Genomic DNA, 24,799 nt, shown 5'->3' on the forward strand with positions numbered 1-24,799 from the left:
AAACGTCACCTTTATTTTTTAATCGGCAGGAAAACCGAAAACTCGGTATGTCCCGGCCAACTGGTAAATTCAATTTTCCCGGAGTGTTGATCGATCAAACTGCGGGCAATGGATAAGCCCAGGCCGGTCCCGCCTTCGCGACCGCTTACCATCGGGTAGAACAGGGTGTCCTGCAAATGCGATGGAATGCCGGGCCCGTTATCCTCAACGTCGATACGGGCCGCCAGCCGGTAGCGCACGCCGTGTAACGTGAGCTGGAAGGCGGTGCGGGTGCGTAAAATAATCTCGCCGCCTCCAGGCCCAAGCGCCTGCAGGGCATTACGCACAATATTCAACAGGACCTGCTCAATCTGGTCTGGGTCATGGGCCAGTTCCGGCAGGCTTGGATCGTAATCACGTACCAGCGTGACGTTCTCCGGCAGCTCCATTGAGACGAGCTTCACCACCCGCTCAGCCACTTTATGGATGCTTTCAGTAACGTGCATTCCCGGCTGCTGCGGACCGAGAAGACGGTCTACCAGATTCCGCAGACGGTCCGCCTGCTCAATGATGACGTTGGTGTACTCCGCCAGCGCGGGATCGGGCAGCGCCTTGGTCAGAAGCTGCGCCGCGCCGCGTAATCCACCCAGCGGGTTTTTGATTTCATGCGCCAGACCGCGCACCAGGTCACGGGCGGCAATCTGCTGCGCGTGCTGAAGCTGCTCCTGGCTCAGTCGACGCTGATTATCCATCGGCGCCATTTCCAGCAGGATCAGGCCTTCGGGAAGACGTTGCGCGGTTAGCGACAGAATGTGCGAGCGCCCGTCGATCACCAGCGTCACTTCGTTATCGGTAAACCCCTGGCCGGCCTGCAAACTTTCCTGCATCAGGCCAATATTCAGTGAAAAATAGCTCAGGAGTTCAGGAAGCGGGGTGCCGAACAGTTTACGTGCGCTTTGGGCGAGCAGCTGCTGCGCCGCCGGGTTGGCGTAATGAACGGCCAGCTCGTCATCGACCAGCAATATGCTGTTAATCAAAGAATTGAGGATCTGCCCAGCATCGGGCAGCGTGCCAGTTGCCATTCAGCAGTCTCCTGGAGTCGTTTGCACTAATTTAGTGCAGTATAGCGTTTTCGGCGTAAAAAGCGCGTGAGATCAGGTTGTTGGTGGAGAAAAAAGCCCATCCGGAGATGGGCTAAAAGTTTCCACGGCAACTACCCCCGGCGCTTATCACGCCGGGTAAAACAACTTTAATTAAACGCTGTAGTACAGCTCGAACTCTACCGGGTGTGGCGTCATACGCACGCGGTCGTTCTCTTCCATACGCAGGGCGATGTAAGCATCGATAGCGTCGTCAGTGAATACGCCACCTGCAGTCAGGAACTCGCGGTCTGCGTCCAGCGCCTGCAGGGCTTCTTCCAGAGAGCCAGCAACCTGTGGGATCTCTTTCGCTTCTTCTGGCGGCAGGTCGTACAGGTTTTTGTCCATCGCTTCGCCCGGGTGGATCTTGTTCTTGATACCGTCCAGACCGGCCATCAGCAGTGCAGCGAAGCACAGGTATGGGTTAGCCGCTGGGTCCGGGAAGCGAACTTCGATACGACGTGCTTTAGGAGAAGCCACCACCGGAATACGGATAGAAGCAGAACGGTTACGTGCAGAGTAGGCCAGCATCACTGGCGCTTCGTAGCCCGGGACCAGACGCTTGTAGGAGTTCGTGGTTGGGTTCGCCAGGGCGTTGATCGCTTTAGCGTGTTTGATAACACCACCGATGTAATACAGCGCCTGCTCGGACAGACCGGCATATTTGTCGCCAGAGAACAGGTTGGTACCGTTCTTGGACAGAGACATGTGGCAGTGCATACCGGAACCGTTATCGCCAAACATTGGTTTTGGCATGAAGGTCGCGGTTTTACCGAAACGGTGCGCAACGTTGTGCACAACGTATTTGTAGATCTGAATTTCGTCCGCTTTTTTGGTCATGGTGTTGAAGCGGGTTGCCACTTCGTTCTGACCAGCAGTCGCCACTTCGTGGTGGTGAGCTTCAACAACCAGGCCCATCTCTTCCATCACCAGACACATGGTAGAACGGATGTCCTGTGCAGAGTCGACCGGAGGAACCGGGAAGTAACCGCCCTTCACGCCAGGACGGTGACCTTTGTTACCGCCTTCGTATTTGGTGGAGGAGTTCCATGCACCTTCGATGTCGTCGATAGCCACGTGGGAGCCAGAAATAGAGGCACCGAAACGGATGTCATCGAACAGGAAGAATTCTGGCTCTGGCCCGAACAGAACGGTGTCTGCGATGCCGGTAGAACGCAGGTACTCTTCAGCGCGTTTCGCGATAGAACGTGGGTCGCGGTCGTAGCCCTGCAGCGTGCCTGGCTCGAGGATGTCGCAACGGATGATCAGGGTTGGTTCTTCGAAGAACGGATCAATGACCGCAGTGGTCGCGTCTGGCATCAGAACCATGTCGGATTCGTTAATGCCTTTCCAGCCACCAATGGAGGAGCCGTCAAACATTTTGCCTTCTTCAAAGAATTCGGCGTTCACCTGATGAGCAGGGATTGTGACGTGCTGTTCTTTACCTTTGGTATCGGTGAAGCGCAGATCAACAAACTTCACTTCATGTTCGTTCAGCATCGTCAAAACGTGTTCAGCGGACATACTTAACTCTCCAGATTGGTCATTGTCGTCGTGGTAACGAGGTCTTCAATTTCTGTTTGTACTGGCTGGTGCCATGTATTTTTTATAAAGCGAAATCTGTGCCAACTTTTAAATCACCCCAAAAAGGCGTTATCATGCGCACCATAGTGCAAAAGGGCTGCACCACAATGGATTTGTTGCACCAGTATAGTGCTTCAATGTGAACATTGAGCACCATATTGGTGCAATTTACGTTAAAGTGCCCTTTTACCGCTCCGTGAAAGCGATCACAAAGCATCTCTGCAATACTTGTTTGCGGGGGATGTTTGTGATCCTGTTTTGTAGTGCGATTAATCCGTGTACAATAACGCGCTATTTCTAAATGCCTGAGGCAAAGTTGTGATCGAAAATTTGCGTAACATCGCCATCATCGCGCACGTTGACCATGGTAAAACTACCCTGGTCGACAAGCTGCTGCAGCAATCCGGTACGTTTGATGCGCGTGCCGAAACCCAAGAACGCGTGATGGACTCCAACGATTTGGAGAAAGAGCGTGGGATTACCATCCTCGCGAAAAACACCGCGATTAAATGGAATGACTACCGTATCAACATCGTTGATACCCCAGGGCACGCCGACTTCGGTGGTGAAGTTGAACGTGTAATGTCCATGGTAGACTCCGTTCTGCTGGTCGTTGACGCAATGGATGGCCCAATGCCACAGACGCGCTTCGTGACCAAAAAAGCTTTTGCCCATGGTCTGAAGCCAATCGTTGTTATCAACAAAGTTGACCGCCCTGGCGCGCGTCCTGACTGGGTTGTTGACCAGGTCTTCGACCTGTTCGTTAACCTCGACGCGACCGACGAGCAGCTGGACTTCCCTATCGTTTACGCCTCTGCGCTGAACGGTATCGCAGGTCTGGACCACGAAGACATGGCTGAAGACATGACCCCGCTGTATCAGGCGATTGTTGACCGTGTTCCTGCACCAAACGTCGATCTCGACGGCACCCTGCAGATGCAGATCTCTCAGCTCGACTACAACAACTACGTTGGCGTAATCGGCATTGGTCGTATCAAGCGCGGTAAAGTGAAGCCTAACCAGCAGGTTACTATCATCGATAGCGAAGGCAAAACCCGTAACGGTAAAGTCGGTAAAGTACTGACTCACCTGGGTCTTGAGCGTATCGAGAGTGACGTTGCGGAAGCGGGCGACATCATCGCTATCACCGGTCTGGGTGAACTGAACATCTCCGACACCATTTGCGATCCGCAGAACGTCGAAGCGCTGCCAGCTCTGTCCGTTGATGAACCAACCGTATCCATGTTCTTCAACGTCAACACCTCTCCGTTCTGTGGTAAAGAAGGTAAATTCGTTACCTCTCGTCAGATCCTTGACCGCCTGAACAAAGAGCTGGTGCACAACGTTGCGCTGCGCGTTGAAGAAACCCAGGATGCCGATGCATTCCGCGTTTCTGGTCGTGGTGAGCTGCACCTGTCTGTACTGATCGAAAACATGCGTCGTGAAGGTTTCGAAATGGCGGTTTCCCGTCCGAAAGTAATCTTCCGCGAAATCGACGGCCGTAAACAAGAGCCGTTCGAAAACGTGACGCTGGACGTTGAAGAGCAGCACCAGGGTTCTGTGATGCAGGCTCTGGGTGAGCGTAAAGGCGACCTGAAAAACATGAATCCAGATGGCAAAGGCCGCGTACGTCTCGACTACGTGATCCCAAGCCGTGGTCTGATCGGCTTCCGTTCAGAGTTCATGACCATGACCTCCGGTACCGGTCTGCTGTACTCCACCTTCAGCCACTACGACGACGTGCGTCCAGGCGAAGTGGGCCAGCGTAACAACGGCGTGCTGATCTCCAACGGTCAGGGTAAAGCGGTTGCGTTTGCGCTGTTCGGTCTGCAGGATCGCGGTAAGCTGTTCCTGGGTCACGGTGCTGAAGTTTATGAAGGCCAGATCATCGGTATTCACAGTCGTTCTAACGACCTGACCGTAAACTGCCTGACCGGTAAGAAACTGACCAACATGCGTGCGTCCGGTACTGACGAAGCAACGGTTCTGGTTCCACCGATCAAGATGACTCTGGAGCAGGCTCTGGAATTCATCGATGATGACGAACTGGTAGAAGTGACTCCACAGTCAATTCGTATCCGTAAACGTCACCTGACCGAGAACGATCGTAAACGTGCTATGCGCGGTGCGAAAGAAGAGTAATACGGTCAATCCGTAGGCCGGGTAAGCGTGAGCGCCACCCGGCAACTAAAAAGCCGCTGAGCGATCAGCGGCTTTTTTATTATTATTTGAAGCTGTATTTCACCCCCAGCATCCCCTGGGTATCGCTGTAGCCTTTGTCGCCTATCTGCTGAGCCACATTGCCCCAAACGCTAAGCTGAGGTGTAATCTGTCCCTCTACGCCCGTCTTTAACTCGCCGATATTGCGAGCACCGCGCATTTGATTGCTGACGTCATCCATGCGGATGCGCGTGGTCTGGGTATTGTGGATCCAGTTCGCCTCGATAAACGGCTGGAAGGTACGGGATTTACCGTCGTCAATCGCGTTATGTCCGCTGATATAGGCCTTCACGCCGAGACGTGTCATCAGATTCCCCTGAGTCTCGTCTTTCACCCGCGTGCCGTTGCGTTCGCGATGGTCATCAGCCTGCACGTCCATCCAAACGGCCTGCGCTTTCGGCTGGATCCAGTAGCTGTTGCGGCCGCTTTCGCCCATCTTAACGCTATAGCCAGCTTCTACAGAGGCGGTTACGCCGCTGGAGCGATAATTCTCAGTCGCCTGATCCTGCCCCATCACCTTATTGTCGAACCAGTTATACAGCATCCAGCTATCAACGTAGGTTCCACTTTTATCCGCGTCGTTTGCGTACCAGGTACCGTACAAACCGACGCTATAGCCATTCACTTCGCCACGCGAGTGGTATCCGGTTAGACTGGAAGCACTCCGGCTCTGGCTGTTGCCGTAGCCCGCCATCAGGCCAAGGTGCCAGCGATCCAGGCCGTCGGTGCTCCACTGGGCGACATCACCACCCAGCTGCAGCACGTAGCGGTTGGCGGTCGTTTTTAACTGGCTGCTGCCGTCTCTGAAACGCGTATGGCCGCCGACGTTACGCATCCACAGGCTCGTTACTTTTTGCTCGCCGGTGAGCAGGTCGGTGTACTGCGTTTCACCCAGACGGTCGTGCAGGCGGGTCATAAACAGCGTATTTGCCGCATAGCTGTTCGCCTGATAGCTACCAAATTCAGGGCGATACTGATGCTCGCTTTTCGGTGGTGCAGCAGGGGGGACCGGTTCCTGCGGCGGAATCACCGGGTCGACGGGCGGGTCCACAGGGTCAACAGGTGGGTCTACCGGGTCGACCGGCGGGTCAACGGGCTCAACCAGGCTGGTCAGAAACCAGTTTTTACCTTTTTGCACAACGTTATAGTCATAACCCCCCGCCACGATACGGCTGGCCTTCTCAAACGTCCCGTCAGAGTTGCCGCCAACGCTGACGATTTCAATCCCTTCAATGGTTTGTGCGCCAGTACCGCCAATGTTGTTCACTTCCACCCCGGTATGGCCGGAGGTGTTGCCTTCAACGATCAGTTTGTCCGTTTCCGATGTGTCGTCAAACAGCACGGTATTGAAAACCAGCTTGCCGCCGTTGCCGATAAAATCGTCACTGATGGTCAGGGTTTGCCACGCCGCATCATCAGCATGCTGGAAATTAATCGTACCGCCCGCATTCAGCGTCAGGCTGGTCAGCGTGGAGCTGTCGCGCATATTCCACACGGCATCATTCATCGTAAGCGCGATAGTCCCGGTACCGTTGGCGTTGCTCTCAATGTAAGACGCCCCGTTCCAGAGAGAGTTGTCCTGCATGGTGAGCGCGATCGCGCTGTTTTGCGCTGCGGCAGTGCTGGTGGCCGCGACGCCGCCAGCGGAAAGGATATCCCCGTTGAGGATGAATTTTCCGCCCGCGGAGGCATCAATCACGCCACCGTTGCTGGCGTTCAGGGCGTAGCTACCGCTGTCGCGCTGGCCTGCGGTGGTAATGGTTGCGCCACCCCCGAGCGTTATCACGCCGCGTGACCAGGCATACATCCCGTGCGGCGCTTGCGCGGAGCTGCTGGTTTTCTCGCTGCTGTTGACCGCAATGGTGACGTTATCCCCAATATTCACCGCGCCTGTGTATGCATAGACGCCATGCGCGCTGGCACCGTTGGTGGTGATGGTCGCGCCTTCATCAAAGGTGATGGTTGACGAGCCGGTAGAATAAACCCCGGAGGCGCTGGCCGCGTCGGTGGTAATCGTCGCTTTTTTTCCCAGCTCAATTTTGGATGCAGAGCCCGCATACAGGCCGTAGGCCGATGTGCCGTACGTTTCGATGGTGGCCTCATCCCCCAGACGGACATATGAGCCGCTCTGGTTGGTACGAATCCCCTCTGCGTAGGTACCACGCGTCACAATATGCGCACGATCGCCGACGATAACGTTATTTTTGGCCTTTGAAGCATCATTCAATGCATAGGCGCTAATGCCGCGACCGGTACTGCCGGTGGTTTCGATATAGAGATCGTCACCCACATAAATATTGGCGGAGCCAAGAGAGCCCTGGCTGAAGGAGCTGTACCCGGCATTGATGCCGTCACCGCTTTGGCCATTAACGTAAATGTGGGTGCGGTCTCCGGTAATAATAAACACCGGGTTGTCCGGCGTGTTCATACCATGGGTACGAATGCCGTCGACGTCTTTACCATTATTGGCAGCCACTTTTGACTGGGTGCGAATAGTCAGATCGTCACCAAATATTACCCCCGGGCTGCCGGACGTGGAGTTCTGAATAACGGTGACTGAATGCTCAAAGGCTTCCGCCCCCGGTCCTTCGAGGGTGATCCCATCTCCGTAGATCGGGATATTACCCGGGCTGTACTGGTAGACATAGTTAGGATCGCCGGTATTTTTGCTAAAGTTCGCGTTTGCCGTTGCAGGAATTAGCGCCTGTATTTCTGCAGGCAACTCCGTTACTGCTCCGGAGGCAGGTAAATTAGCAAAATCTATTACCGCTGCATGCGCGGTAAATAACGCTGACGATAACGCCAGTGAAATCGCAACTGCGACAGGTGAGTGTTTCATTAAATATGGCATGACTGCCCCCTTTCTTTCAGGCGTAGAACATCCTCCACGCGATTAATTGTGGGTATGCTAAGAGGTTGAAATTACAAAATAGAAATGAGAATTTTATGAATGCTGGTACCTAACTTCCTCTCAAGTCGTATTTTATGAACATAAATTTTTTTAACATCAATGCTGTCTGTTTTTATAATCTCCTGGAGGCATGCTCCTGATAAAAACCTGTTAAGCAAAGTAAATTCGACAGCATTCAACTTACTTCCACGTCTGCTATTTACCCGTCTTCCGGAGAAAAGGTGGTTGATTTTATCCTGCAATATAACGTCATTATCGTCTGAATAAATAACTCCCTTTATTTCACTGTGGTGAGTGAGTAAGTAATTAGCCAATGCCTCTAGTTTACGGTCCGAGATTATAACGATGTTCATGTTAGTTATCGCCAGGCGTTCAATCCATTGCGGATCGGCCAGTACGCGCAGGTTGTACATCGAAAAGTCTACAAAAATAAACCCTCGTGACAGGTGATTCTTGTTCCTGCGTAATATTTTATTTACAACTGCAATCTGCAGGAAATGATTACCAACCGGCCAAACTGCGAACGAGGCATTACCACAATATTGTGATCGTACTGCGTTATCTGGAAATAACTGACAGGACAATTCACAGCTTATACAGCGGGCAACTGTTTTCGACGATGTTATCATCCAGTCCACTCCTGTCTTTTTTCATTGCCAATATTTCATTGCCGTTCAAATGTGTCAATCTTGAAACATATCCAGTTATCCTGTCTTGTTTATGAAAAAGAGTATCAGGGAAATAAATTCCTGGGCTTATCTATTCAGTCAGTCCGTCGTCATAGCGAAAAAATATCACCTGGCAGAAGTGCTCCAGGAATATTTGTCACTCCTTTAAGATTATTCGGCAAAAAAAATCCAGGAAGGAGGTACACGAAATAGCACTAATAGCTAAAGATTCGTTTCCTCAGTCTGCCGCAACGTCAGTCTTTTCTCTGGTTGCGGCTCAATATAATTATTTGGGCTGGCGAAGTGTAATGAAATCTCATTATGTCGTTTTAGATGAGGTAAACCTAAGAAAAGTGCCTTGTAACTAATTGAAAAATAATATGTTGTTTTTAATCTTAGATGGGGCGGTATCGCGTCCTAATCCATCTGACCTATACTGTTGTTAAATATACGTATATGTTTTTGGTGTATAGAGTTATGTATTGTTATTTCTGAGGAAAGGAAAATTGTATCTCATTAACAAGTTGGTCGAGTATGACCCAGAAAACAAAACCCTGGTAAATAATATTACCGGGCGAACGATACAATTGCAGCTTCCTGCCAATCTCTGTTTTCTTTATCTCATCACCCATCCTGGAAAAATAATTTCGCAAAATAAGTTAATGGTGGTGGGATGGGGGGAGCGCAATGACGTCACAACACCGAATACCTTTTACCAGGCCATTTTGACATTACGCAATGCGCTTGCTGAGGTGGGGTTGCCGCGCGATACGGTAAAAACGATTTCTCGCCGCGGGCTTACGCTTTCCGAAGCCACCCAGGTTGAAGTATTTACCCCAACCGCTGAGCCCGTGATGGTTAATAACGAGGCGGAAATAGCTGATGATACCGCGATGCAGATGCCGGTCTGGTTGATAATAACCACCGCTGTGCTTTTGCTGATCGCGCTTATCAACGGGGGGATATTATATAAGCATTACCAGAACATGCCGTTTAGCCACTACATGCCACTTTCAACGGGCAGTACGAACAACGCCTGCCAGCTTTTTTATGCACCTAATGAACCTGTTCAGGATCATTACTTGCGCCTGTTAAAAAATCATCCCGGTCTGTGCGCCGAAAAAAGATACGTTTTTCTGATCGGCTATAGTAAAACGGAGCGAATCGCGGCGTTTGTCTGTAATAACGATGCGCGACGGGATGCGGCAGCATTATGTACCACGCATTATTTTTGGGCGCATGAGCAATGAAGACATTCCGGAACCGTATTATTTTTCTGGCGGCGTTTCTGGGGGCCGCTATCACCAGCGGCTGGTTAGCGTATTCGCATTTCTCGAGTTCGCCGATACGCTGTACGGGGGATGTGGAATGGACGATTGGTAAAAACCGATTTGTGGGTACGGTTTCCTGGCGGATGCAGCATCGGGAGGGATCCACCGTCATTAACGGTAAATTATTTGGTCAGACGGTTTCTGAAGTTAACCGGACCATCTATTTTCACTACAGCTATCATCAGAACGCGCGCGTATTAAATAACGATCGTATTGTTAAAACCTTCGCCGATAATGCGGATGAGGCTGATATCAACGCCACGCTGCCGGGTTTTTATCGCACGCCGGGAAGAGAGCTGAGCCTGATGATCGATGAGTATCGGGGGGCCTGGCTTTTTGCCGCGTCAAACGTCCCTTCACTTTACTGTCGTAAAAGCGCGCCGTAGAAATCGATCGCACACCTTAGACTGCACGCATAGTCAAATCTCTTTATTCCCGCTACAGTTATCTCTCCACGGCGAGCAGGAGATAAACATGCTTTATATCTTTGATTTAGGAAACGTAATCGTCGATATCGATTTTAATCGCGTGCTGGGTGCATGGAGCGACTTTAGCCGCGTTCCGCTGGCGACACTGAAGCAGAATTTCGCGATTGGCGAGACCTTCCATCAGCATGAACGCGGCGAGATCGACGATGAAGAATTTGCTGAACGTTTCTGCCAGGAGATGGACCTACCGTTAAGCTACGAGCAGTTTTCTCACGGCTGGCAGGCAGTATTTGTCGCCATCCGGCCTGAAGCGATCGACATCATGCACAAGCTCCGCGAGCAGGGCCATCGGGTCGTTGTGCTGTCCAATACCAACCGTCTGCACACCACGTTCTGGCCTGAGGAATATCCTGAAGTTAAGGCGGCGGCCGATAAGATCTATCTCTCGCAGGAGATGGGCATGCGTAAGCCTGAAGCACGCATTTATCAGGCTGTTCTCCAGTCGGAAGGATTCACCGCGGCCGATGCGGTCTTTTTTGACGACAACGCCGATAATATAGAGGGAGCTAACCAGTTGGGTATAACGTCAATTCTGGTGACCGGAAAAGAGACGATACCAAACTACTTTGCGAAGCAGCTATGCTAAAAACCGTTCATCAAAAAGCCACGCATCATACTCGCCCCCTGAGGGCCTGGCTGAAACTGCTCTGGCACCGTATTGACGAGGACAACATGACCACGCTGGCGGGTAACCTCGCCTACGTGTCGTTGCTCTCATTAGTGCCGCTTGTGGCGGTCATCTTTGCCCTGTTTTCCGCCTTTCCGATGTTTGCGGACGTCAGCCTGCAGCTTCGTCATTTTGTCTTCGCGAATTTCATCCCTGCAACCGGGGATGTCATCCAGAACTACATTGAGCAGTTTGTTGCCAATTCCAGCAAGATGACGGCAGTGGGGGCGTGCGGTCTTATCGTTACCGCGCTGCTGTTGATGTACGCCATTGATAATGCGCTGAATACAATCTGGCGAAGTAAAAAAGCGCGGCCAAAGGTCTATTCCTTTGCCGTGTACTGGATGATTCTCACGCTGGGGCCGCTGCTGGCCGGGGCGAGCCTGGCGATCAGTTCGTATCTTCTCTCCTTGCGCTGGGCGAGTGATTTAAACGGCGTAATTGATAATGCGCTTCGCATCTTCCCGCTGATCCTGTCGTGGCTCTCGTTCTGGCTGCTCTACAGCGTCGTGCCGACCACGCGCGTGCCTAACCGTGATGCGGTTGTGGGCGCGCTGGTGGCGGCGTTGCTTTTTGAGCTCGGTAAAAAAGGATTTGCCCTCTACATCACCATGTTTCCGTCCTATCAGCTGATTTACGGCGTGCTGGCGGTGATCCCCATTTTGTTTGTCTGGGTCTACTGGACCTGGTGTATCGTCTTGCTTGGTGCCGAAATAACTGTCACTCTCGGTGTGTACCGCGAACTTAAAAAAGCAGCAGAAGCTGAAAAACAATTAGAAGCAGACCAACCATGATTGCATTGATACAGCGCGTAACCCGTGCCAGCGTCACCGTGGAGGGAGAGGTGACGGGTGAAATTGGCCCAGGACTTTTGGTGTTGTTAGGTGTCGAAAAGGATGACGACGAACAAAAAGCCAACCGCTTGTGTGAGCGCGTGCTGGGCTACCGTATTTTCAGCGATGCGGAAGGCAAGATGAACCTGAACGTCCAGCAGGCGGGCGGCAGCGTGCTGGTGGTTTCCCAGTTTACGCTGGCTGCGGATACCGAGCGCGGCATGCGTCCGAGCTTCTCCAAAGGCGCCGCGCCGGATCGTGCAGAAGCACTTTACGAGTACTTTGTTGAGCGTTGTCGCCAGCAGGAAATGAATACGCAAACCGGACGATTCGCTGCAGATATGCAGGTTTCGCTGGTGAACGATGGCCCCGTCACATTCTGGCTCCAGGTATGAGCCAACTGGCGGCGTGGCCGCGGGTAACAAGAGAGAGTACAGCTATGTATCACCTTCGAGTACCGCAAACGGAAGAAGAGTTAGACGCTTATTACCAGTTCCGCTGGGAAATGCTGCGCAAGCCACTGCATCAGCCAAAAGGATCGGAACGCGACGCCTGGGATGCGATGGCCCACCATCAGATGGTGATGGACGAAGAGGGTAACCTCGTCGCCGTCGGGCGCTTGTATATCAACGCCGATAACGAAGCGTCGATTCGCTTTATGGCAGTTCATCCCTCCGTTCAGGACAAAGGTCTGGGAACGCTAATGGCGATGACCCTTGAGTCCGTCGCCCGTCAGGAAGGCGTTAAGCGTGTTACCTGTAGCGCCCGCGAAGATGCCGTAGATTTTTTCGCCAAGCTCGGCTTTGTGAATCAGGGGGAAATCACGACCCCACAAACCACGCCGATTCGTCATTTTTTGATGATCAAACCCATCGCCACGCTGGATGATATTCTTCATCGCGCCGACTGGTGTGGACAGCTGCAGCAGGCCTGGTATCAGCACATTCCGCTCAGCGAAAAAATGGGCGTGCGCATTCAGCAGTACACCGGACAAAAATTTATTACCACCATGCCGGAAACCGGCAATCAGAATCCGCACCACACTCTGTTTGCCGGAAGTCTGTTTTCCCTCGCGACGCTCACCGGCTGGGGGCTCATCTGGCTGATGCTTCGCGAGCGCCATCTGGGCGGCACCATTATTCTTGCTGATGCTCACATCCGCTATAGCGCACCGATAAGCGGCAAGCCGAGCGCCGTGGCCGATCTGGGGTCACTGGGTGGCGATCTGGACCGTCTGGCGCGCGGCCGCAAAGCCCGCGTACAAATGCAGGTTGAACTGTTTGGCGATAAAACACCGGGTGCTGTGTTTGAAGGCACCTACATTGTTCTTCCGGCGAAGCCCTTCGGCGCGTATGAAGAGGGTGGGAACGAGGAGGAGTAATCTTCTGTTCACTCTCCTCGGGCGTGGTTAATCCGCCCGGCGATATCCCGCATAACGTCTCGCGCTGACTGGCTGACGCCGCCAAGCTGAAAGAAGCCATGGATGACGCCCAGCCAGCGCTGAGCGGTACACTTCACACCCTGCTCAGTGAGATGCTGATACAACATTTCTCCCTCATCGCACAGCGGATCGTACTCTGCTGTAATGATATGCACTGGCGGAAGCCCGTAAAAATCATCGCGCCACAGCGGGCTGGCTTCCGGATGCTGGCGGTCAGTCTCTGCGAGATACATTTCATACCCGCTGAGCAGGGTATCGCGGGTGATAATATAATCCGTGCCATTGAGGGCATAGCTTTCAAAACTGGCGGTGGCGTCGAGCATAGGATAGATAAGAATGAGCTGTACGGGTTTCCATTGTCCTCTAGCGTTGAGCCGCAATGACGTCACCAGCGCCAGATGCCCTCCCGCGCTGTCTCCACAGAGGGTGAGCCGGTTCTTATCCACGCCTAATTTGTCCGCATACTTCCAGACCAGATCTGCACCTCTTTCAGCATCGTCATGTGCGGCGGGGAAGGTATGCTCCGGCGCCAACCTGTACTGAACCGCGATCACCCGGCAATTGCCGTAGCAGGCTAACTGACGGAGTTGGTTGTCATGGGTATCAAAGCCGCCGCTGATAAAGCATCCGCCGTGATAGTAGATGGCAGCAGGCAATATTTCAGGGGCATTAAGAGGTGAAAATACCCGAATGGTAAGGCCCTCAAGCACTAGCGCCTCTACCTGAACGCGCGTTTCTGTCTTCCCGGCAAGCCCCGTGCTGGCAATGTACCCTGCTCGTCGTACCTCAATGGTCTGTCGACGTGACGAAGGCCGGCCTGCAGCGATAAATCCCTGAACCAGCTGCGCAATACCCTGTTCCAGTGCCATGAAAACTCCCTTTAACTGTATGGATATACAGCTTTATAACCTGGTTTGATTCAAAAGAAAATAAGAAAATTGCCGAGGACTAAAAATCTGGAAAGCGCTTCGCAAATAGCAGGAAAACTATAGCTACGGGCTTTAACCCTTCTGAATGAAAGCGTATGTTGCCTTGAAAATAGACAATAGTGATATACTAAGGTGATATATGAGTCTTTCCGCGGATCTTGATATGGGCAGAATTCTGATCGATTTGTCTGATGACGTAATTCAACGACTGGATAATCTGAAGCAGCTGCGTAACCGGCCTCGTGCCGAATTGCTTCGGGAAGCCATTGAGCAATATCTTGACCAGCAAAGTTCATCGGTTATCCGCGATGCGCTTGGTTTGTGGGGAAATCAGCAGGAAGATGGGCTTGAGTATGAACGCAAGCTGCGTGAGGAGTGGTAATCATGGAGCACATGGCGGTGTTCGATACCAATATACTCATCGATCTTTTTAATAATCGCGTTGAGGCTGCGGATGCAATTGATCGCACAGCTTCGCATCGAGCCATTAGTCTGATCACATGGATGGAAGTCATGGTGGGGGCCCGCAAACATGGTCACGAAGCGAAAACTGCGACAGTGATGGGCGTATTTGAGATTATTGATATCACCCGAGATATCGCTGAAAGAAGCGTAATTCTGCGCGAGAAGCATGGAATGAAACTGCCTGATGCTATCATTCTGGCCACAGCTCAGAGCAGAAATTGTCCGTTGATTTCTCGAAACACGAAAGACTTTTCGGGCATTACTGGAGTCGTTTCACCTTACCAACTATAGGCCGGGCAAGCTTACGCCGCCCGGCACTGTCAGAGGGAATTACTCCCCTTCACCCGGGAACAGGAACGGGTTGATCGAGCTGCGGGCAAAGCCTTCCTGCTCCATCTTCGCATCCAGAATCAGCGAGGCGAGATCGTCGGCCACCGCTTCGACTTTCGGGTCTTTTTCCTGATACAGAATCTTCAGGTAAGTGCCGCAGTCGCCGCAGCTTTCGGCTTTCACTGCCGCTTCTTCATTTTCCAGCGACCAGTAGTTCAGATCGCGGGTCTGCTCGCAGTTGCTGCACTTGATGCGCACCACGTGCCACTCGGTTTCGCACAGGTTGCAGTGCAGGTAGCGCAGCCCCTGAGTGGTGCCGATTTGCACCATGCTCGATACCGGCATGGAGCCGCAGACTGGGCAGAACTGGCGCGCCTCGCCGTATTCGGCGCGGGCTTTACCGGGGATCAGGCTTGCCATTTGCGCCCAGTAGAGCGACAGCGCAGCCCAGATAAACGGCGCTTTATCGCTGCTCACCAGAGCGAAGTCGGAGGCAAACAGCGCGCTCGCCATCTCTTCCAGCTCCAGGTCAGAGGCCTTTTCCAGATTCTCAATGACCGCCAGCGCGGTGCCGCTCATCTCCGGCTTCAGCTCGGCAATCAGAGAATGCAGCAGCTTTTGCCAGTGCTTGTCGCGCGGCAGGACGTGAATGTCCAGCGGCGGCTTGCCCTGCGCGTTGGCTTCTTTGATGCGCGCAGTCAGATCCATTTGCAGCGGGTGGTCGTACAGCACCACTTCCTGCGCGTGGGCAACCAGCGCGGCAAAGCGCAGAAAATCACCCAGCGGGTTGTTCTCTGCCAGCTCGCGCAGACGCTCTGCGCGGCGGTTGTAGAGGTTCTTGAGTCTGGGGAATAACAACGGCGGAATATAATCCGCCGTGCGTTTCTCGCTCGACCCCAGCTCATCTTGCGGGATTATGCGAATACTCATTCAGATGACTTTTCCTGTTTCTGGCGGACTTCACGGTACCAGCGCGGGTGATGTTTCTTCGCCCACGTGCTGGTTACCCATCCTTCCACCATCGCGGTAATGGTGCCTTTCACCCAGAGGGCGGCGTAGATATGCACCATGATAACCACAATTAACGCCACTGCGGCAAATGAATGCAGCATCAGCGCGAATCGGATCACCGGGATTGAGAAAGCAGGCGCAAAGTACGGACGCCAGATGATCACGCCGCTCACCAGCAACAGGACCAGGAAGATAATCGCCGCCCAGAATACGCATTTCTGGCCGAAGTTATAACGCCCGGTATCACCCACTTCCTCGTTGACGACGATCTTACGAATATTCTTCGCCCAAAAGATATCATCCCGATTGATTAGGTTATGGTGCCAGTAGCGGAAAAACATGATGATAAACGAGGCAAACATCACCACACCCACGAACGGGTGAAGGATGCGCGCCAGCTGCGGCGTACCCAGTACCTGCATCAGCCAGTTGAAGGACGGGAAGAAGAACCCCAGCCCGCTTATCGCCGCCAGCATGAAGCAGAAGGCGGTGACCCAGTGGTTGATGCGTTCCGGCGCGGTGTAGCGCACGATGGTGTCACGTTTTCTCATTTGCGCACCTCGTCTTTCTCTTCATGCAGGTTGTCGTCTTCCTCTTCCGCGCGGTTCGGACCAACGCCGACGTAGTGGAAGATGCTCGCTGCGAAGGTGGCAGCAAAACCGACCGCTGCCAGCGGTTTCCAGATGCCTTTCCAGAACTTCACGGTGGCGCTGATTTCCGGGTTCTCCGGCAGGCCGTGATACAGGTTCGGCTTGTCGGCGTGGTGCAGCACGTACATGACGTGCGTACCGCCAACTCCGGCCGGATCGTACAGGCCCGCGTTGTCGTAACCGCGGGTTTTCAACTCGCCCACGCGCTCTGCCGCCAGCGTTTTCATATCCTCTTTGGAGCCAAAGTGGATAGCGCCGGTTGGGCAGGTCTTAACGCACGCAGGCTCCTGGCCGACGGTGACGCGGTCAACGCACAGCGTGCATTTGTAGACGCGATTGTCTTCCGGGTTCAGGCGCGGTACGTCGAACGGGCAGCCCGCGATGCAGTAGCCGCAGCCGATACACTGTTCGGACTGGAAGTCGACGATGCCGTTGGCATACTGAATGATAGCCCCTTCTGACGGACATGCCTTCAGGCAGCCCGGATCCGCACAGTGCATACAGCCGTCTTTGCGGATAAGCCATTCCAGTTTGTCGTTCTGCTCAACTTCGGAGAAACGCATTACCGTCCAGGACTTGGCGGTCAGGTCCGCCGGGTTGTCGTACACCCCGACGTTGTGACCGACTTCGTCACGCAGATCGTTCCACTCCGAGCACGCCACCTGACAGGCTTTACAGCCGATACAGGTGGTCACGTCGATAAGCTTCGCCACTTCCTGCTGGTGGTCCCGCGCCTGAGGCGCGGGCGTGAAACTGTTTGTCGCGGAACGACGGATAATGTCTTGAGATTGATAAGCCATAAGTCGTCTCCGTTACACCTTTTCCACGTTCACGAGGAAGGCCTTAAACTCCGGCGTCTGCGTGTTCGCATCGCCGACGAACGGCGTCAGGGTATTCGCAATGAACCCTTTTTTCGCCACGCCCTCATAGCCCCAGTGGATCGGAATACCGATGGTATCCACCTGCTGACCGTGAACGTTCAGCGTGCGGATACGCTTGGTCACCACCGCCTTGGCCTTGATATAGCCGCGGTTAGAGGAGACCTTCACGGTATCGCCATGGGCAATGCCGAGCTTGCCCGCCAGCTTCTCGCCGATCTCCACAAACTGTTCCGGCTGCGCGATGGCGTTAAGCAGCGCGTGCTTGGTCCAGTAGTGGAAGTGCTCGGTCAGACGGTAGGTGGTACCCACGTACGGGAACTTGTCCTTTTTACCCAGCGCTTCGAAATCGCCCTTGAAGATACGGGCTGCCGGGTTAGAGACCACGTTCGGGTGCAGCGGGTTGGTACCCAGCGGCGTCTCAAACGGCTCGTAGTGTTCCGGGAACGGACCTTCCGCCATCTTATCGATAGCAAACAGACGCCCCATCCCTTCAGGCTGCATGATAAACGGCCCAACGTCGCTGCCCGGTGCGGAAGTGCTGTAGTCCGGAATATCCACGCCGCCCCATTTCGCGCCGTCCCACTTCAGAAGCTGACGCTTCGGATCCCACGGGTTGCCCTGCGGGTCAGCGGATGCGCGGTTATAGAGGATGCGGCGGTTGAGCGGCCACGCCCATGCCCAGCCCAGCGTATTGCCAAGGCCCGACGGGTCGGCGTTATCGCGGTTGGCCATCTGGTTGCCTTTCGGCGTCCAGCTACCGGCAAAGATCCAGCAGCCGCTTGACGTGGTACCGTCATCGCGCAGGTGCGCGAAGGTGCTGAGCTGATCGCCTTTCTTCGCCAGCACGGTACCGGTGGCCGGGTCGATAACGTCCGCCAGCGCCTTACCGTTGCTCTCCATCGCCACTTCTTCCGGCGCTGGGTTTTCCGGCGTCGAGTAGTTCCAGCTCATATTAAGCACCGGTTCCGGGTTCGCGCCGCCTTCTTCCGCATACATCTTACGCAGGCGTAAGAAGATACCGGCCAGGATCTCGCCGTCGTTCATGGCGATGCCCGGGGCGTCCGCACCTTTCCAGTGCCACTGCAGCCAGCGTCCGGAGTTGACGATAGAACCGTTCTCTTCCGCGAAGCAGGTCGACGGCAGACGGAACACTTCGGTCTGAATCTTCGACGGATCGACGTCGTTCGATTCACCGTGGTTCTGCCAGAAGGTTGAGGTCTCGGTATTGAGCGGGTCAATCGTCACCAGGAACTTCAGCTTCGACAGAGACTCAACAACCTTGTTCTTGTTCGGGAACGAGGCAACCGGGTTAAAGCCCTGGCACAGATAGCCGTTCACTTTGCCCTGGTGCATCATCTCGAAATACTGCAGAACGTCGTAACCCTTGTCCCACTTCGGCAGCCAGTCAAAGCCCCAGCTGTTTTCAGCCGTCGCTTTGTCGCCGAAGAAGGCTTTCATCATCGAGACGAAGAACTTCGGATAGTTGCCCCAGTAGTTTACCTGGCCTTCGAGCAGCGGTTTAGGCGTGCTGGCCGTCAGGTAGGTTTGCAGGTCGGTCTGTTTCTCGCTTGGCAGGTTCATGTAACCCGGCAGGCTTTGAGACAGCAGGCCGAGGTCGGTCAGACCCTGAATATTGGAGTGACCGCGCAGGGCGTTCACGCCGCCGCCTGCCATCCCCATGTTGCCGAGCAGGAGCTGAACCATCGCCATGGTACGGATGTTCTGCGCGCCGATGGAGTGCTGCGTCCAGCCGAGGGCGTACAGGAACGACGCGGTTTTATCTTTCGCGCTGGTCTCGGCGATAAGCTCGCACACCTTCAGGAAATCTGCCTTCGGCGTACCGCAGATATTCTCAACCACCTCCGGCGTATAGCGGGAAACGTGCTCTTTCAGCAGGTTCCACACGCAGCGCGGATGTTGCAGGGTGGTGTCGCGCTTCGCAAAGCCTTTTTCATCCAGCTCGTAGTTCCAGCTGGTTTTATCGTATTTGCGTTTTTCGGCGTCGTAACCGCTGAACAGGCCATCTTCGAAGTGGTAATCCTCACGCACGATCAGGCTGGCGTTGGTATAGGCTTCGGTGTATTCGCGGTTATATTTTTCGTTGGTCATCAGGTACAGCAATACGCCTGACAGGAAAGTGATGTCAGTACCTGAACGAATTGGGGTGTAGAAATCCGCCACTGACGCAGTACGCGTAAAGCGGGGATCGATCACAATCAGTTTCGCACCGTTGTGGATTTTGGCTTCCATCGCCCAGCGGAACCCGACAGGGTGCGCTTCAGCGGCGTTACCGCCCATCACCACAATGAGGTTGGCGTTCTTGATGTCGACCCAGTGGTTGGTCATCGCACCGCGACCAAATGTTGGAGCAAGACTTGCTACCGTTGGTCCGTGTCAGACACGCGCCTGGTTGTCGACCGCGAGCATACCGAGTGCGCGCGTAAATTTCTGGGTTAAATAACCGGTTTCGTTGCTGGAAGCAGAGGCACACAGCATCCCGGTGGAGAGCCAGCGGTTGACCGTGACGCCGTCGGCGTTCTTCTCAACAAAGTTGGCATCGCGGTCTTCTTTAATGTGTTTTGCGATGCGGTCGAACGCCTCTTCCCAGCTGATTTGCTGCCATTTATCGGAGCCAGGCGCGCGATATTCAGGGAACTTGAGGCGGCTTTCGGAGTGGATAAAGTCCACCAGACCGGCCCCTTTCGGGCACAATGCGCCGCGGTTGACCGGATGATCCGGGTCGCCTTCGATATGGAAAATAGACGCTTTGGCGTTTTTAGCACCGTCGCCGAGGCTATACATCAACAGCCCGCAACCGACAGAGCAGTACGTACAGGTATTACGGGTTTCACGGGTGCGCAGCAGTTTATACTGCCGCGTTTCCGCCAGCGCTACGCCGGGCGCAAAGCCCAGTGCCGCTGCCGTGGTGCCTGCCATACCGCCAGCGCAGATCTTAAAGAACTGCCTTCTGCTGACCTGCATGGGTCACTCCTTGTTTCGACATTGCTTACATATGTAGTTTTAACTTCGCGGTTGAGAATTGACCGCAAAGGAGAAAAATTTGCGTTAATCCCTCAATTCCACGAGGGATATCATCAGAATACCACAATGTCGGTACAGCTGTTCTAATGGCGTTAATACAAAGTGAACGTATTATCACCCTGTTGACTATAAAGTGTGATATTAATCACATTATTAACCCCGCATGTTAAAGGGGTGTAGCATGCGTTTTGTTGTACCTCTCACAAGTGAGTAGGTAAACTTGATGCTGAAAAGTTGATCCATACTATGCGTAAGCCCTGTTGTTTGTGATGCAATAGCAGGCTCACCTCCGTGGTTGTTCAGGAATACCGTTGTGTCTAAACAAAACCGTGCTCCCCACTCGTCCCCCCTGCCTGCGGGCATTGTGGAACTGTCGGTACACAGACCGCCCCACATTACCCATGCCACGCCGGATTTTCTGGCGGAAGAGGTGCCCGTTGCGCTCGTTTACAACGGTATCTCCCATGTGGTGATGATGGCTTCGCCGAAAGATCTCGAGCTGTTCGCCATCGGTTTTTCCCTCTCGGAAGGCATCATTGACCATCCGCAGGAGATCTACGGCATGGATGTGGTGCAGGCTTGCAACGGCCTTGAAGTGCAAATCGAACTCTCCAGCCGCCGCTTTATGGGGCTGAAAGAGCGCCGCCGCGCGCTGGCCGGGCGTACCGGCTGCGGCGTGTGTGGCGTTGAGCAGCTCAATGATATTGGCAAACCCGTTGCGCCACTGCCGTTTACTCAGATCTTTAATCTGGCTCACCTCGACCATGCGCTCGAGCACCTGAACGATGTACAGCCCATCGGCCAGCTGAGCGGCTGCACGCACGCGGCGGCATGGGTGTTGCCGTCGGGCGATATTGCCGGGGGCCACGAGGACGTGGGCCGCCACGTGGCGCTGGACAAGCTGCTCGGTCGCCGTGCGCGTGAAAGTGATGTCTGGATGCAGGGGGCGGCACTCGTTTCCAGTCGCGCCAGCTATGAGATGGTGCAAAAATCGGCGATGTGCGGTGTGGAAATTCTGTTCGCGGTGTCGGCGGCGACCACGCTGGCGGTGGAGGTGGCGGAACGCTGCAACCTGACGCTGGTGGGCTTCTGCAAGCCGGGAAGGGCGACGATTTATACCCATCCGCAGCGATTAATTGTTAATCAATAATTTTGAATGATAATAGCAAATCCTTCCGCTTTTAGTTGTTCGTGATGAGGTCTAGTATTTATCTCATCAAGGCACGGTGCCTTACCTAAACAACTTAATGAAAGGGTTTATATCATGAAAAGCATCAAAACTTTTGTCGCTGTAATCGCTCTGGCTACTTCTTTCGGTTCTTTCGCTGCACAGACCGTGACCGCTACCGCCTCTACCATTGATGGCGCAGAAGCTAAAATCGCGGCTCAGGCTCAGGATGCTGGCGCATCATCTTACAAAATTACCCAGGCGTTCTCAGGTAACCGCGTACACATGACTGCTGAACTGACTAAATAAGCTGTCACACCGTCGAAAGAGCGCCCCCGGGGCGCTTTTTTAGTTTATGCCCGCCACGCGCAGCAGCGCGGTTACCACTGCCGCCGCCACGATCACCACAATTAACGGCATTTTCCGCCAGGCCAGAAATACCGCAAACGCCACGCCCAGCACGCGCGCCATGCCGGCAAAGTGGTCACCTTCATAAAAGGTGGTCGCCAGCGCCACGGAAAACAGCAATACCGTTGCCGCATCTGACAGCAGCGCCTGTGAACGCTCTGACAATGCCAGCCTGCTGCCCAGTTTCGCCCCGCCAAGACGCATCAGATACGTTCCCGCAGACAAAATGGCGATGCCGAGAATAAAAAACGTCATATTTCCCATTATTTTTTCCTCGCAGCGAGACCCAGTAAGGAGAGCAGCACCGGTAATCCCACCGGGGCAAACGGCACGGCGGCCAGTGACAGCGCGGCGCCGCTGCAGGCGCGGATCAGCGTGGTACGGTTTTTAAACGCGGGAACCACCAGCGCCAGCAATATGGCCGGGAATACCGCATCCAGCCCGATGGTTTCCGGATCCGGCAGCAGCTTGCCGACCATAGCGCCCAGCAGGGCCCCCAGTGGCCAGACAATCGCCACGCCTAAACCACATAGCCAGTACGCCGCTTTGCGCTGTTCGGGCGTTTTTTGCGACAGGCCAAACACCACGCTTTCGTCGTTCATGATGTGGCAGCCCAACAGGCTCAGGCCACGTTTGCCGACCAGTTCACGCACCGTCACGCCAAACGGCACGTGCCGCGCGTTGACCAGTAACCCCGCGGCTGCGGCCGCCAGCGGGTTACCGCCGCTTGCCACGATGCCAATAAACATAAACTCTGACGCGCCCGCGAGTACGGTGATGGAGAGTACAAACGGTACCCAGACCGGAAAACCGTAGGCCATCGCCAGGGAGCCGTATGACATCCCGACCACGCCGACCGCGAGGCAGACCAGGATGATTGCTTTTATGGTGTCGCCTTTCAGGCAAGAGAGATGATGCTTCATACATTTTTAGCCATATCGAACGGGTATCCATTATAATGAACGCAACAGAAGTGTTTTTCAAGATGAACGATTCGTTCGATTTAAAGAACAAAGAGGTCGTTTTATGACGCAGCCAATCAGCGTAATCGCCAAAAGCCTGGTGCGAGAACGCCTGCGAACCGGGCTTTCACTGGCGGAAATCGCTCGCCGTGCCGGGATCGCAAAATCCACGCTTTCTCAGCTAGAGTCAGGCAACGGTAACCCTAGCCTCGAAACGCTGTGGTCGCTTTGCGTGGCGCTGGATATTCCTTTTGCCCGCCTGCTTGAACCACAGCAGCCTACCACTCAGGTGATCCGTCGTGGTGAAGGTACGAAGGTCGTTGCCGGACAGGCCAACTACGAGGCGATACTGCTGGCGGCATGTCCGCCTGGCGCGCGACGCGACGTATACCTCCTGCTTACCCAGCCGGGCGCAGACCGCATTTCCCAGCCGCATCCGCCGGGGTCCGTTGAACACATTATTGTGACGCAGGGGCGCGCGTTAGTGGGCCTGATCGACGCGGCCGAAGAACTCGGCCCGGGAGATTACATCTGTTATCCCGCCGATCTGCCACATATCTTTAAGGCGCTGGAGCCGGATACGCACGCGCTGCTGGTGGCGGAACAAAACTAACAGAGATACGGAAACTCATGTCGCTTAAAGCCATTGCTAAAGAACTGGGGCTGTCAGTCACCACCGTCAGCCGCGCCCTCAACGGATATGACGACGTCTCCGCCGAGACGCGCGCACGCGTGGAAGCTGAGGCTCAGCGCCGTGGTTACCGACCAAACACCTTTGCCCGCCGCCTGAAGATGGGCAAAATTGACGCCGTCGGGCTGGTGTTTCCCGTACATCCTGTTCCGCTCAATAACAGCGTATTTATGGACATGGTCGGCGAAATTAGCCATGAACTGGCGCGACATGAGATCGACTTATTGCTCATCGCCGACGACGATCTGGCGGATAAGCACAGCTATATGCGCATGGTGCAAAGCCGACGCGTCGACGCGCTGATCGTGGCGCACACGCTGGATCACGATCCGCGTCTTGTGCAGCTTCAGGCCGCCGGTTTTCCTTTCCTGGCGCTTGGGCGCAGCCACCTCCCGCAGCCGTATGCGTGGTTTGACTTCGACAACTATGCCGGTACCTGGCAGGCGACCCGCTGGCTGATCGAGAAAGGCCATAAGCGTATCGCGCTACTTGGCGAAAGCAACAATCAGGCGTTTATCACCCAGCGCCGTCAGGGTTATCTCGACGCCCTGCGGGAAGCCGGGCTTTCCAGCGAATGGCTGCGCGCCATGCCGCCTTCGCGCCGCGTCGGGTATGCCACCACGAAAGAACTGCTTGCCCTGCCGCAGCCGCCAACGGCCATCATCACCGACTGCAACACCCACGGCGACGGCGCGGCGATGGCGCTGGCGCAGATGGGGCGTTTATCCGGCGACAACGCCGTCTCGCTGGTGGTCTATGATGGCCTGCCGCAGGACAGCATCGTTGATATTGAGGTGGCGTCGGTGATCCAGTCCACCCGCCAGGGCGTCGGGAAACAGATTGCCAATATGGTGCGCCAGCTGATTAGCGGCGACGATATTGAACAGCTTCAGGTGCTCTGGCAGCCTGAATTCTCTCCGGGCCAGACGGCCTAAATACCGCAAAATTTTAAACCCGATCACAGAACCGAAACGTTTTGGTTTGTATCCGAAACGTTTCGG

24 protein-coding genes are annotated in these 24,799 nt (G+C 54.4%); 13 read left to right on the forward strand and 11 right to left on the reverse strand.

The features are described 5' to 3' along the window. Nucleotides 1-11: 11 nt before the first annotated feature. Complete coding sequence (glnL, locus tag M2422_RS14800) at nt 12-1,061, reverse strand: nitrogen regulation protein NR(II) (protein WP_048981034.1); 1,050 nt, start codon at nt 1,059-1,061, stop codon at nt 12-14. A gap of 171 nt (nt 1,062-1,232) precedes the next feature. Further along, the gene (gene glnA / locus M2422_RS14805) at nt 1,233-2,642 is read right to left on the reverse strand and encodes a glutamate--ammonia ligase (RefSeq protein ID WP_023309763.1); all 1,410 of its coding nucleotides are present in this window, start codon (nt 2,640-2,642) and stop codon (nt 1,233-1,235) included. 378 nt (nt 2,643-3,020) lie between these two features. On the opposite strand from glnA, the gene typA reads away from it, so the two are divergent. Further along, the gene (gene typA, locus M2422_RS14810; protein WP_023333895.1) at nt 3,021-4,844 is read left to right on the forward strand and encodes a ribosome-dependent GTPase TypA; all 1,824 of its coding nucleotides are present in this window, start codon (nt 3,021-3,023) and stop codon (nt 4,842-4,844) included. 82 nt (nt 4,845-4,926) lie between these two features. Here the strand turns inward: typA and M2422_RS14815 are convergent, their stop codons facing one another. Together M2422_RS14815 and M2422_RS14820 are read right to left on the reverse strand one after the other, a co-directional pair. Further along, entirely contained in the window at nt 4,927-7,773 is a 2,847-nt protein-coding gene (locus M2422_RS14815; RefSeq protein ID WP_064673048.1) for an autotransporter outer membrane beta-barrel domain-containing protein, read from the reverse strand. A gap of 71 nt (nt 7,774-7,844) precedes the next feature. Continuing rightward, entirely contained in the window at nt 7,845-8,462 is a 618-nt protein-coding gene (locus tag M2422_RS14820) for a hypothetical protein (RefSeq protein WP_064673049.1), read from the reverse strand. Nucleotides 8,463-9,007: 545 nt separating this feature from the next. Between M2422_RS14820 and M2422_RS14825 the strand changes: the two genes are divergently transcribed. The 6 genes from M2422_RS14825 to fabY all read left to right on the forward strand — a co-directional run bounded on the left by M2422_RS14825 (nt 9,008) and on the right by fabY (nt 13,201). Beyond that, nucleotides 9,008-9,751 (forward strand): transcriptional regulator, encoded by a 744-nt coding sequence (locus M2422_RS14825; RefSeq protein ID WP_064673050.1) that lies wholly within the window; start codon nt 9,008-9,010, stop codon nt 9,749-9,751. Beyond that, on the forward strand, nt 9,748-10,218 hold the full coding sequence (locus tag M2422_RS14830) for a hypothetical protein (protein WP_033146967.1): 471 nt from the start codon (nt 9,748-9,750) through the stop codon (nt 10,216-10,218). The genes M2422_RS14825 and M2422_RS14830 overlap by 4 nt, the downstream gene beginning before the upstream one ends. A gap of 88 nt (nt 10,219-10,306) precedes the next feature. Next, the gene (gene yihX, locus M2422_RS14835) at nt 10,307-10,906 is read left to right on the forward strand and encodes a glucose-1-phosphatase (RefSeq protein WP_064673051.1); all 600 of its coding nucleotides are present in this window, start codon (nt 10,307-10,309) and stop codon (nt 10,904-10,906) included. Beyond that, the gene (locus M2422_RS14840; RefSeq protein ID WP_033146965.1) at nt 10,900-11,781 is read left to right on the forward strand and encodes a virulence factor BrkB family protein; all 882 of its coding nucleotides are present in this window, start codon (nt 10,900-10,902) and stop codon (nt 11,779-11,781) included. Before yihX ends, M2422_RS14840 begins: the two co-directional genes overlap by 7 nt. Next, a complete protein-coding gene (dtd, locus tag M2422_RS14845) occupies nt 11,778-12,215 on the forward strand; it encodes a D-aminoacyl-tRNA deacylase (RefSeq protein WP_008501836.1) in 438 nt (145 codons plus the stop codon). Before M2422_RS14840 ends, dtd begins: the two co-directional genes overlap by 4 nt. A 44-nt stretch (nt 12,216-12,259) precedes the next feature. Next, nucleotides 12,260-13,201: a fatty acid biosynthesis protein FabY gene (fabY, locus tag M2422_RS14850; RefSeq protein ID WP_039264191.1), complete on the forward strand. Its 942-nt coding sequence runs from the start codon at nt 12,260-12,262 to the stop codon at nt 13,199-13,201. Between the two features lie 8 nt (nt 13,202-13,209). Here fabY and M2422_RS14855 read toward each other — a convergent pair whose 3' ends face one another. After that, nucleotides 13,210-14,130, reverse strand: a complete 921-nt coding sequence (locus tag M2422_RS14855) for an alpha/beta hydrolase (RefSeq protein WP_064673052.1) — start codon at nt 14,128-14,130, stop codon at nt 13,210-13,212. A gap of 199 nt (nt 14,131-14,329) precedes the next feature. On the opposite strand from M2422_RS14855, the gene M2422_RS14860 reads away from it, so the two are divergent. Beyond that, entirely contained in the window at nt 14,330-14,572 is a 243-nt protein-coding gene (locus M2422_RS14860) for a ribbon-helix-helix protein, CopG family (protein ID WP_023309753.1), read from the forward strand. Between the two features lie 2 nt (nt 14,573-14,574). Next, complete coding sequence (locus tag M2422_RS14865) at nt 14,575-14,946, forward strand: type II toxin-antitoxin system VapC family toxin (RefSeq protein ID WP_080298642.1); 372 nt, start codon at nt 14,575-14,577, stop codon at nt 14,944-14,946. A gap of 39 nt (nt 14,947-14,985) precedes the next feature. Here the strand turns inward: M2422_RS14865 and fdhE are convergent, their stop codons facing one another. From fdhE to fdnG, 4 genes are read right to left on the reverse strand one after another with little or no spacing between them, the layout of a single operon-like run. After that, a complete protein-coding gene (gene fdhE / locus M2422_RS14870; protein ID WP_023309751.1) occupies nt 14,986-15,915 on the reverse strand; it encodes a formate dehydrogenase accessory protein FdhE in 930 nt (309 codons plus the stop codon). Further along, complete coding sequence (gene fdoI / locus M2422_RS14875; protein WP_010436852.1) at nt 15,912-16,547, reverse strand: formate dehydrogenase cytochrome b556 subunit; 636 nt, start codon at nt 16,545-16,547, stop codon at nt 15,912-15,914. Before fdoI ends, fdhE begins: the two co-directional genes overlap by 4 nt. Next, the gene (fdxH, locus tag M2422_RS14880) at nt 16,544-17,446 is read right to left on the reverse strand and encodes a formate dehydrogenase subunit beta (protein WP_010436855.1); all 903 of its coding nucleotides are present in this window, start codon (nt 17,444-17,446) and stop codon (nt 16,544-16,546) included. Before fdxH ends, fdoI begins: the two co-directional genes overlap by 4 nt. A 12-nt stretch (nt 17,447-17,458) precedes the next feature. Continuing rightward, the gene (gene fdnG, locus M2422_RS14885) at nt 17,459-20,509 is read right to left on the reverse strand and encodes a formate dehydrogenase-N subunit alpha (RefSeq protein WP_259141308.1); all 3,051 of its coding nucleotides are present in this window, start codon (nt 20,507-20,509) and stop codon (nt 17,459-17,461) included. Nucleotides 20,510-20,882: 373 nt separating this feature from the next. On the opposite strand from fdnG, the gene fdhD reads away from it, so the two are divergent. Continuing rightward, complete coding sequence (fdhD, locus tag M2422_RS14890; protein ID WP_064673053.1) at nt 20,883-21,719, forward strand: formate dehydrogenase accessory sulfurtransferase FdhD; 837 nt, start codon at nt 20,883-20,885, stop codon at nt 21,717-21,719. A 114-nt stretch (nt 21,720-21,833) separates the two neighbouring features. Continuing rightward, on the forward strand, nt 21,834-22,046 hold the full coding sequence (locus M2422_RS14895; RefSeq protein WP_033146958.1) for a DUF1471 domain-containing protein: 213 nt from the start codon (nt 21,834-21,836) through the stop codon (nt 22,044-22,046). Nucleotides 22,047-22,085: 39 nt separating this feature from the next. On the opposite strand, the gene M2422_RS14900 is transcribed toward M2422_RS14895, so the two are convergent. Both M2422_RS14900 and M2422_RS14905 read right to left on the reverse strand, forming a co-directional pair. Next, complete coding sequence (locus M2422_RS14900) at nt 22,086-22,409, reverse strand: AzlD domain-containing protein (protein WP_033146957.1); 324 nt, start codon at nt 22,407-22,409, stop codon at nt 22,086-22,088. Continuing rightward, complete coding sequence (locus M2422_RS14905; protein ID WP_023309745.1) at nt 22,409-23,068, reverse strand: AzlC family ABC transporter permease; 660 nt, start codon at nt 23,066-23,068, stop codon at nt 22,409-22,411. The genes M2422_RS14900 and M2422_RS14905 overlap by 1 nt, the downstream gene beginning before the upstream one ends. Before the next feature lie 103 nt (nt 23,069-23,171). Between M2422_RS14905 and M2422_RS14910 the strand changes: the two genes are divergently transcribed. Both M2422_RS14910 and M2422_RS14915 read left to right on the forward strand, forming a co-directional pair. Then, nucleotides 23,172-23,720: a helix-turn-helix domain-containing protein gene (locus M2422_RS14910; RefSeq protein WP_033146956.1), complete on the forward strand. Its 549-nt coding sequence runs from the start codon at nt 23,172-23,174 to the stop codon at nt 23,718-23,720. Between the two features lie 17 nt (nt 23,721-23,737). After that, nucleotides 23,738-24,733 (forward strand): LacI family DNA-binding transcriptional regulator, encoded by a 996-nt coding sequence (locus M2422_RS14915; RefSeq protein ID WP_064673054.1) that lies wholly within the window; start codon nt 23,738-23,740, stop codon nt 24,731-24,733. Nucleotides 24,734-24,799 lie beyond the last annotated feature (66 nt).

The organism is Enterobacter sp. SLBN-59 (assembly GCF_024807915.1).
Lineage (GTDB): Bacteria > Pseudomonadota > Gammaproteobacteria > Enterobacterales > Enterobacteriaceae > Enterobacter > Enterobacter asburiae_B.

Bases quoted from the DNA above. Each gene is read 5' to 3' on its own strand.
- glnL (WP_048981034.1), bottom strand. From the start codon at position 1,061: ATGGCAACTGGCACGCTGCCCGATGCTGGGCAGATCCTCAATTCTTTG.
- glnA (WP_023309763.1), bottom strand. From the start codon at position 2,642: ATGTCCGCTGAACACGTTTTGACGATGCTGAACGAACATGAAGTGAAG.
- M2422_RS14815 (WP_064673048.1), bottom strand. From the start codon at position 7,773: ATGCCATATTTAATGAAACACTCACCTGTCGCAGTTGCGATTTCACTG.
- M2422_RS14820 (WP_064673049.1), bottom strand. From the start codon at position 8,462: ATGATAACATCGTCGAAAACAGTTGCCCGCTGTATAAGCTGTGAATTG.
- M2422_RS14830 (WP_033146967.1), top strand. From the start codon at position 9,748: ATGAAGACATTCCGGAACCGTATTATTTTTCTGGCGGCGTTTCTGGGG.
- yihX (WP_064673051.1), top strand. From the start codon at position 10,307: ATGCTTTATATCTTTGATTTAGGAAACGTAATCGTCGATATCGATTTT.
- M2422_RS14840 (WP_033146965.1), top strand. From the start codon at position 10,900: ATGCTAAAAACCGTTCATCAAAAAGCCACGCATCATACTCGCCCCCTG.
- dtd (WP_008501836.1), top strand. From the start codon at position 11,778: ATGATTGCATTGATACAGCGCGTAACCCGTGCCAGCGTCACCGTGGAG.
- fabY (WP_039264191.1), top strand. From the start codon at position 12,260: ATGTATCACCTTCGAGTACCGCAAACGGAAGAAGAGTTAGACGCTTAT.
- M2422_RS14855 (WP_064673052.1), bottom strand. From the start codon at position 14,130: ATGGCACTGGAACAGGGTATTGCGCAGCTGGTTCAGGGATTTATCGCT.
- M2422_RS14860 (WP_023309753.1), top strand. From the start codon at position 14,330: ATGAGTCTTTCCGCGGATCTTGATATGGGCAGAATTCTGATCGATTTG.
- M2422_RS14865 (WP_080298642.1), top strand. From the start codon at position 14,575: ATGGAGCACATGGCGGTGTTCGATACCAATATACTCATCGATCTTTTT.
- fdhE (WP_023309751.1), bottom strand. From the start codon at position 15,915: ATGAGTATTCGCATAATCCCGCAAGATGAGCTGGGGTCGAGCGAGAAA.
- fdoI (WP_010436852.1), bottom strand. From the start codon at position 16,547: ATGAGAAAACGTGACACCATCGTGCGCTACACCGCGCCGGAACGCATC.
- fdxH (WP_010436855.1), bottom strand. From the start codon at position 17,446: ATGGCTTATCAATCTCAAGACATTATCCGTCGTTCCGCGACAAACAGT.
- M2422_RS14895 (WP_033146958.1), top strand. From the start codon at position 21,834: ATGAAAAGCATCAAAACTTTTGTCGCTGTAATCGCTCTGGCTACTTCT.
- M2422_RS14900 (WP_033146957.1), bottom strand. From the start codon at position 22,409: ATGGGAAATATGACGTTTTTTATTCTCGGCATCGCCATTTTGTCTGCG.
- M2422_RS14905 (WP_023309745.1), bottom strand. From the start codon at position 23,068: ATGAAGCATCATCTCTCTTGCCTGAAAGGCGACACCATAAAAGCAATC.
- M2422_RS14910 (WP_033146956.1), top strand. From the start codon at position 23,172: ATGACGCAGCCAATCAGCGTAATCGCCAAAAGCCTGGTGCGAGAACGC.
- M2422_RS14915 (WP_064673054.1), top strand. From the start codon at position 23,738: ATGTCGCTTAAAGCCATTGCTAAAGAACTGGGGCTGTCAGTCACCACC.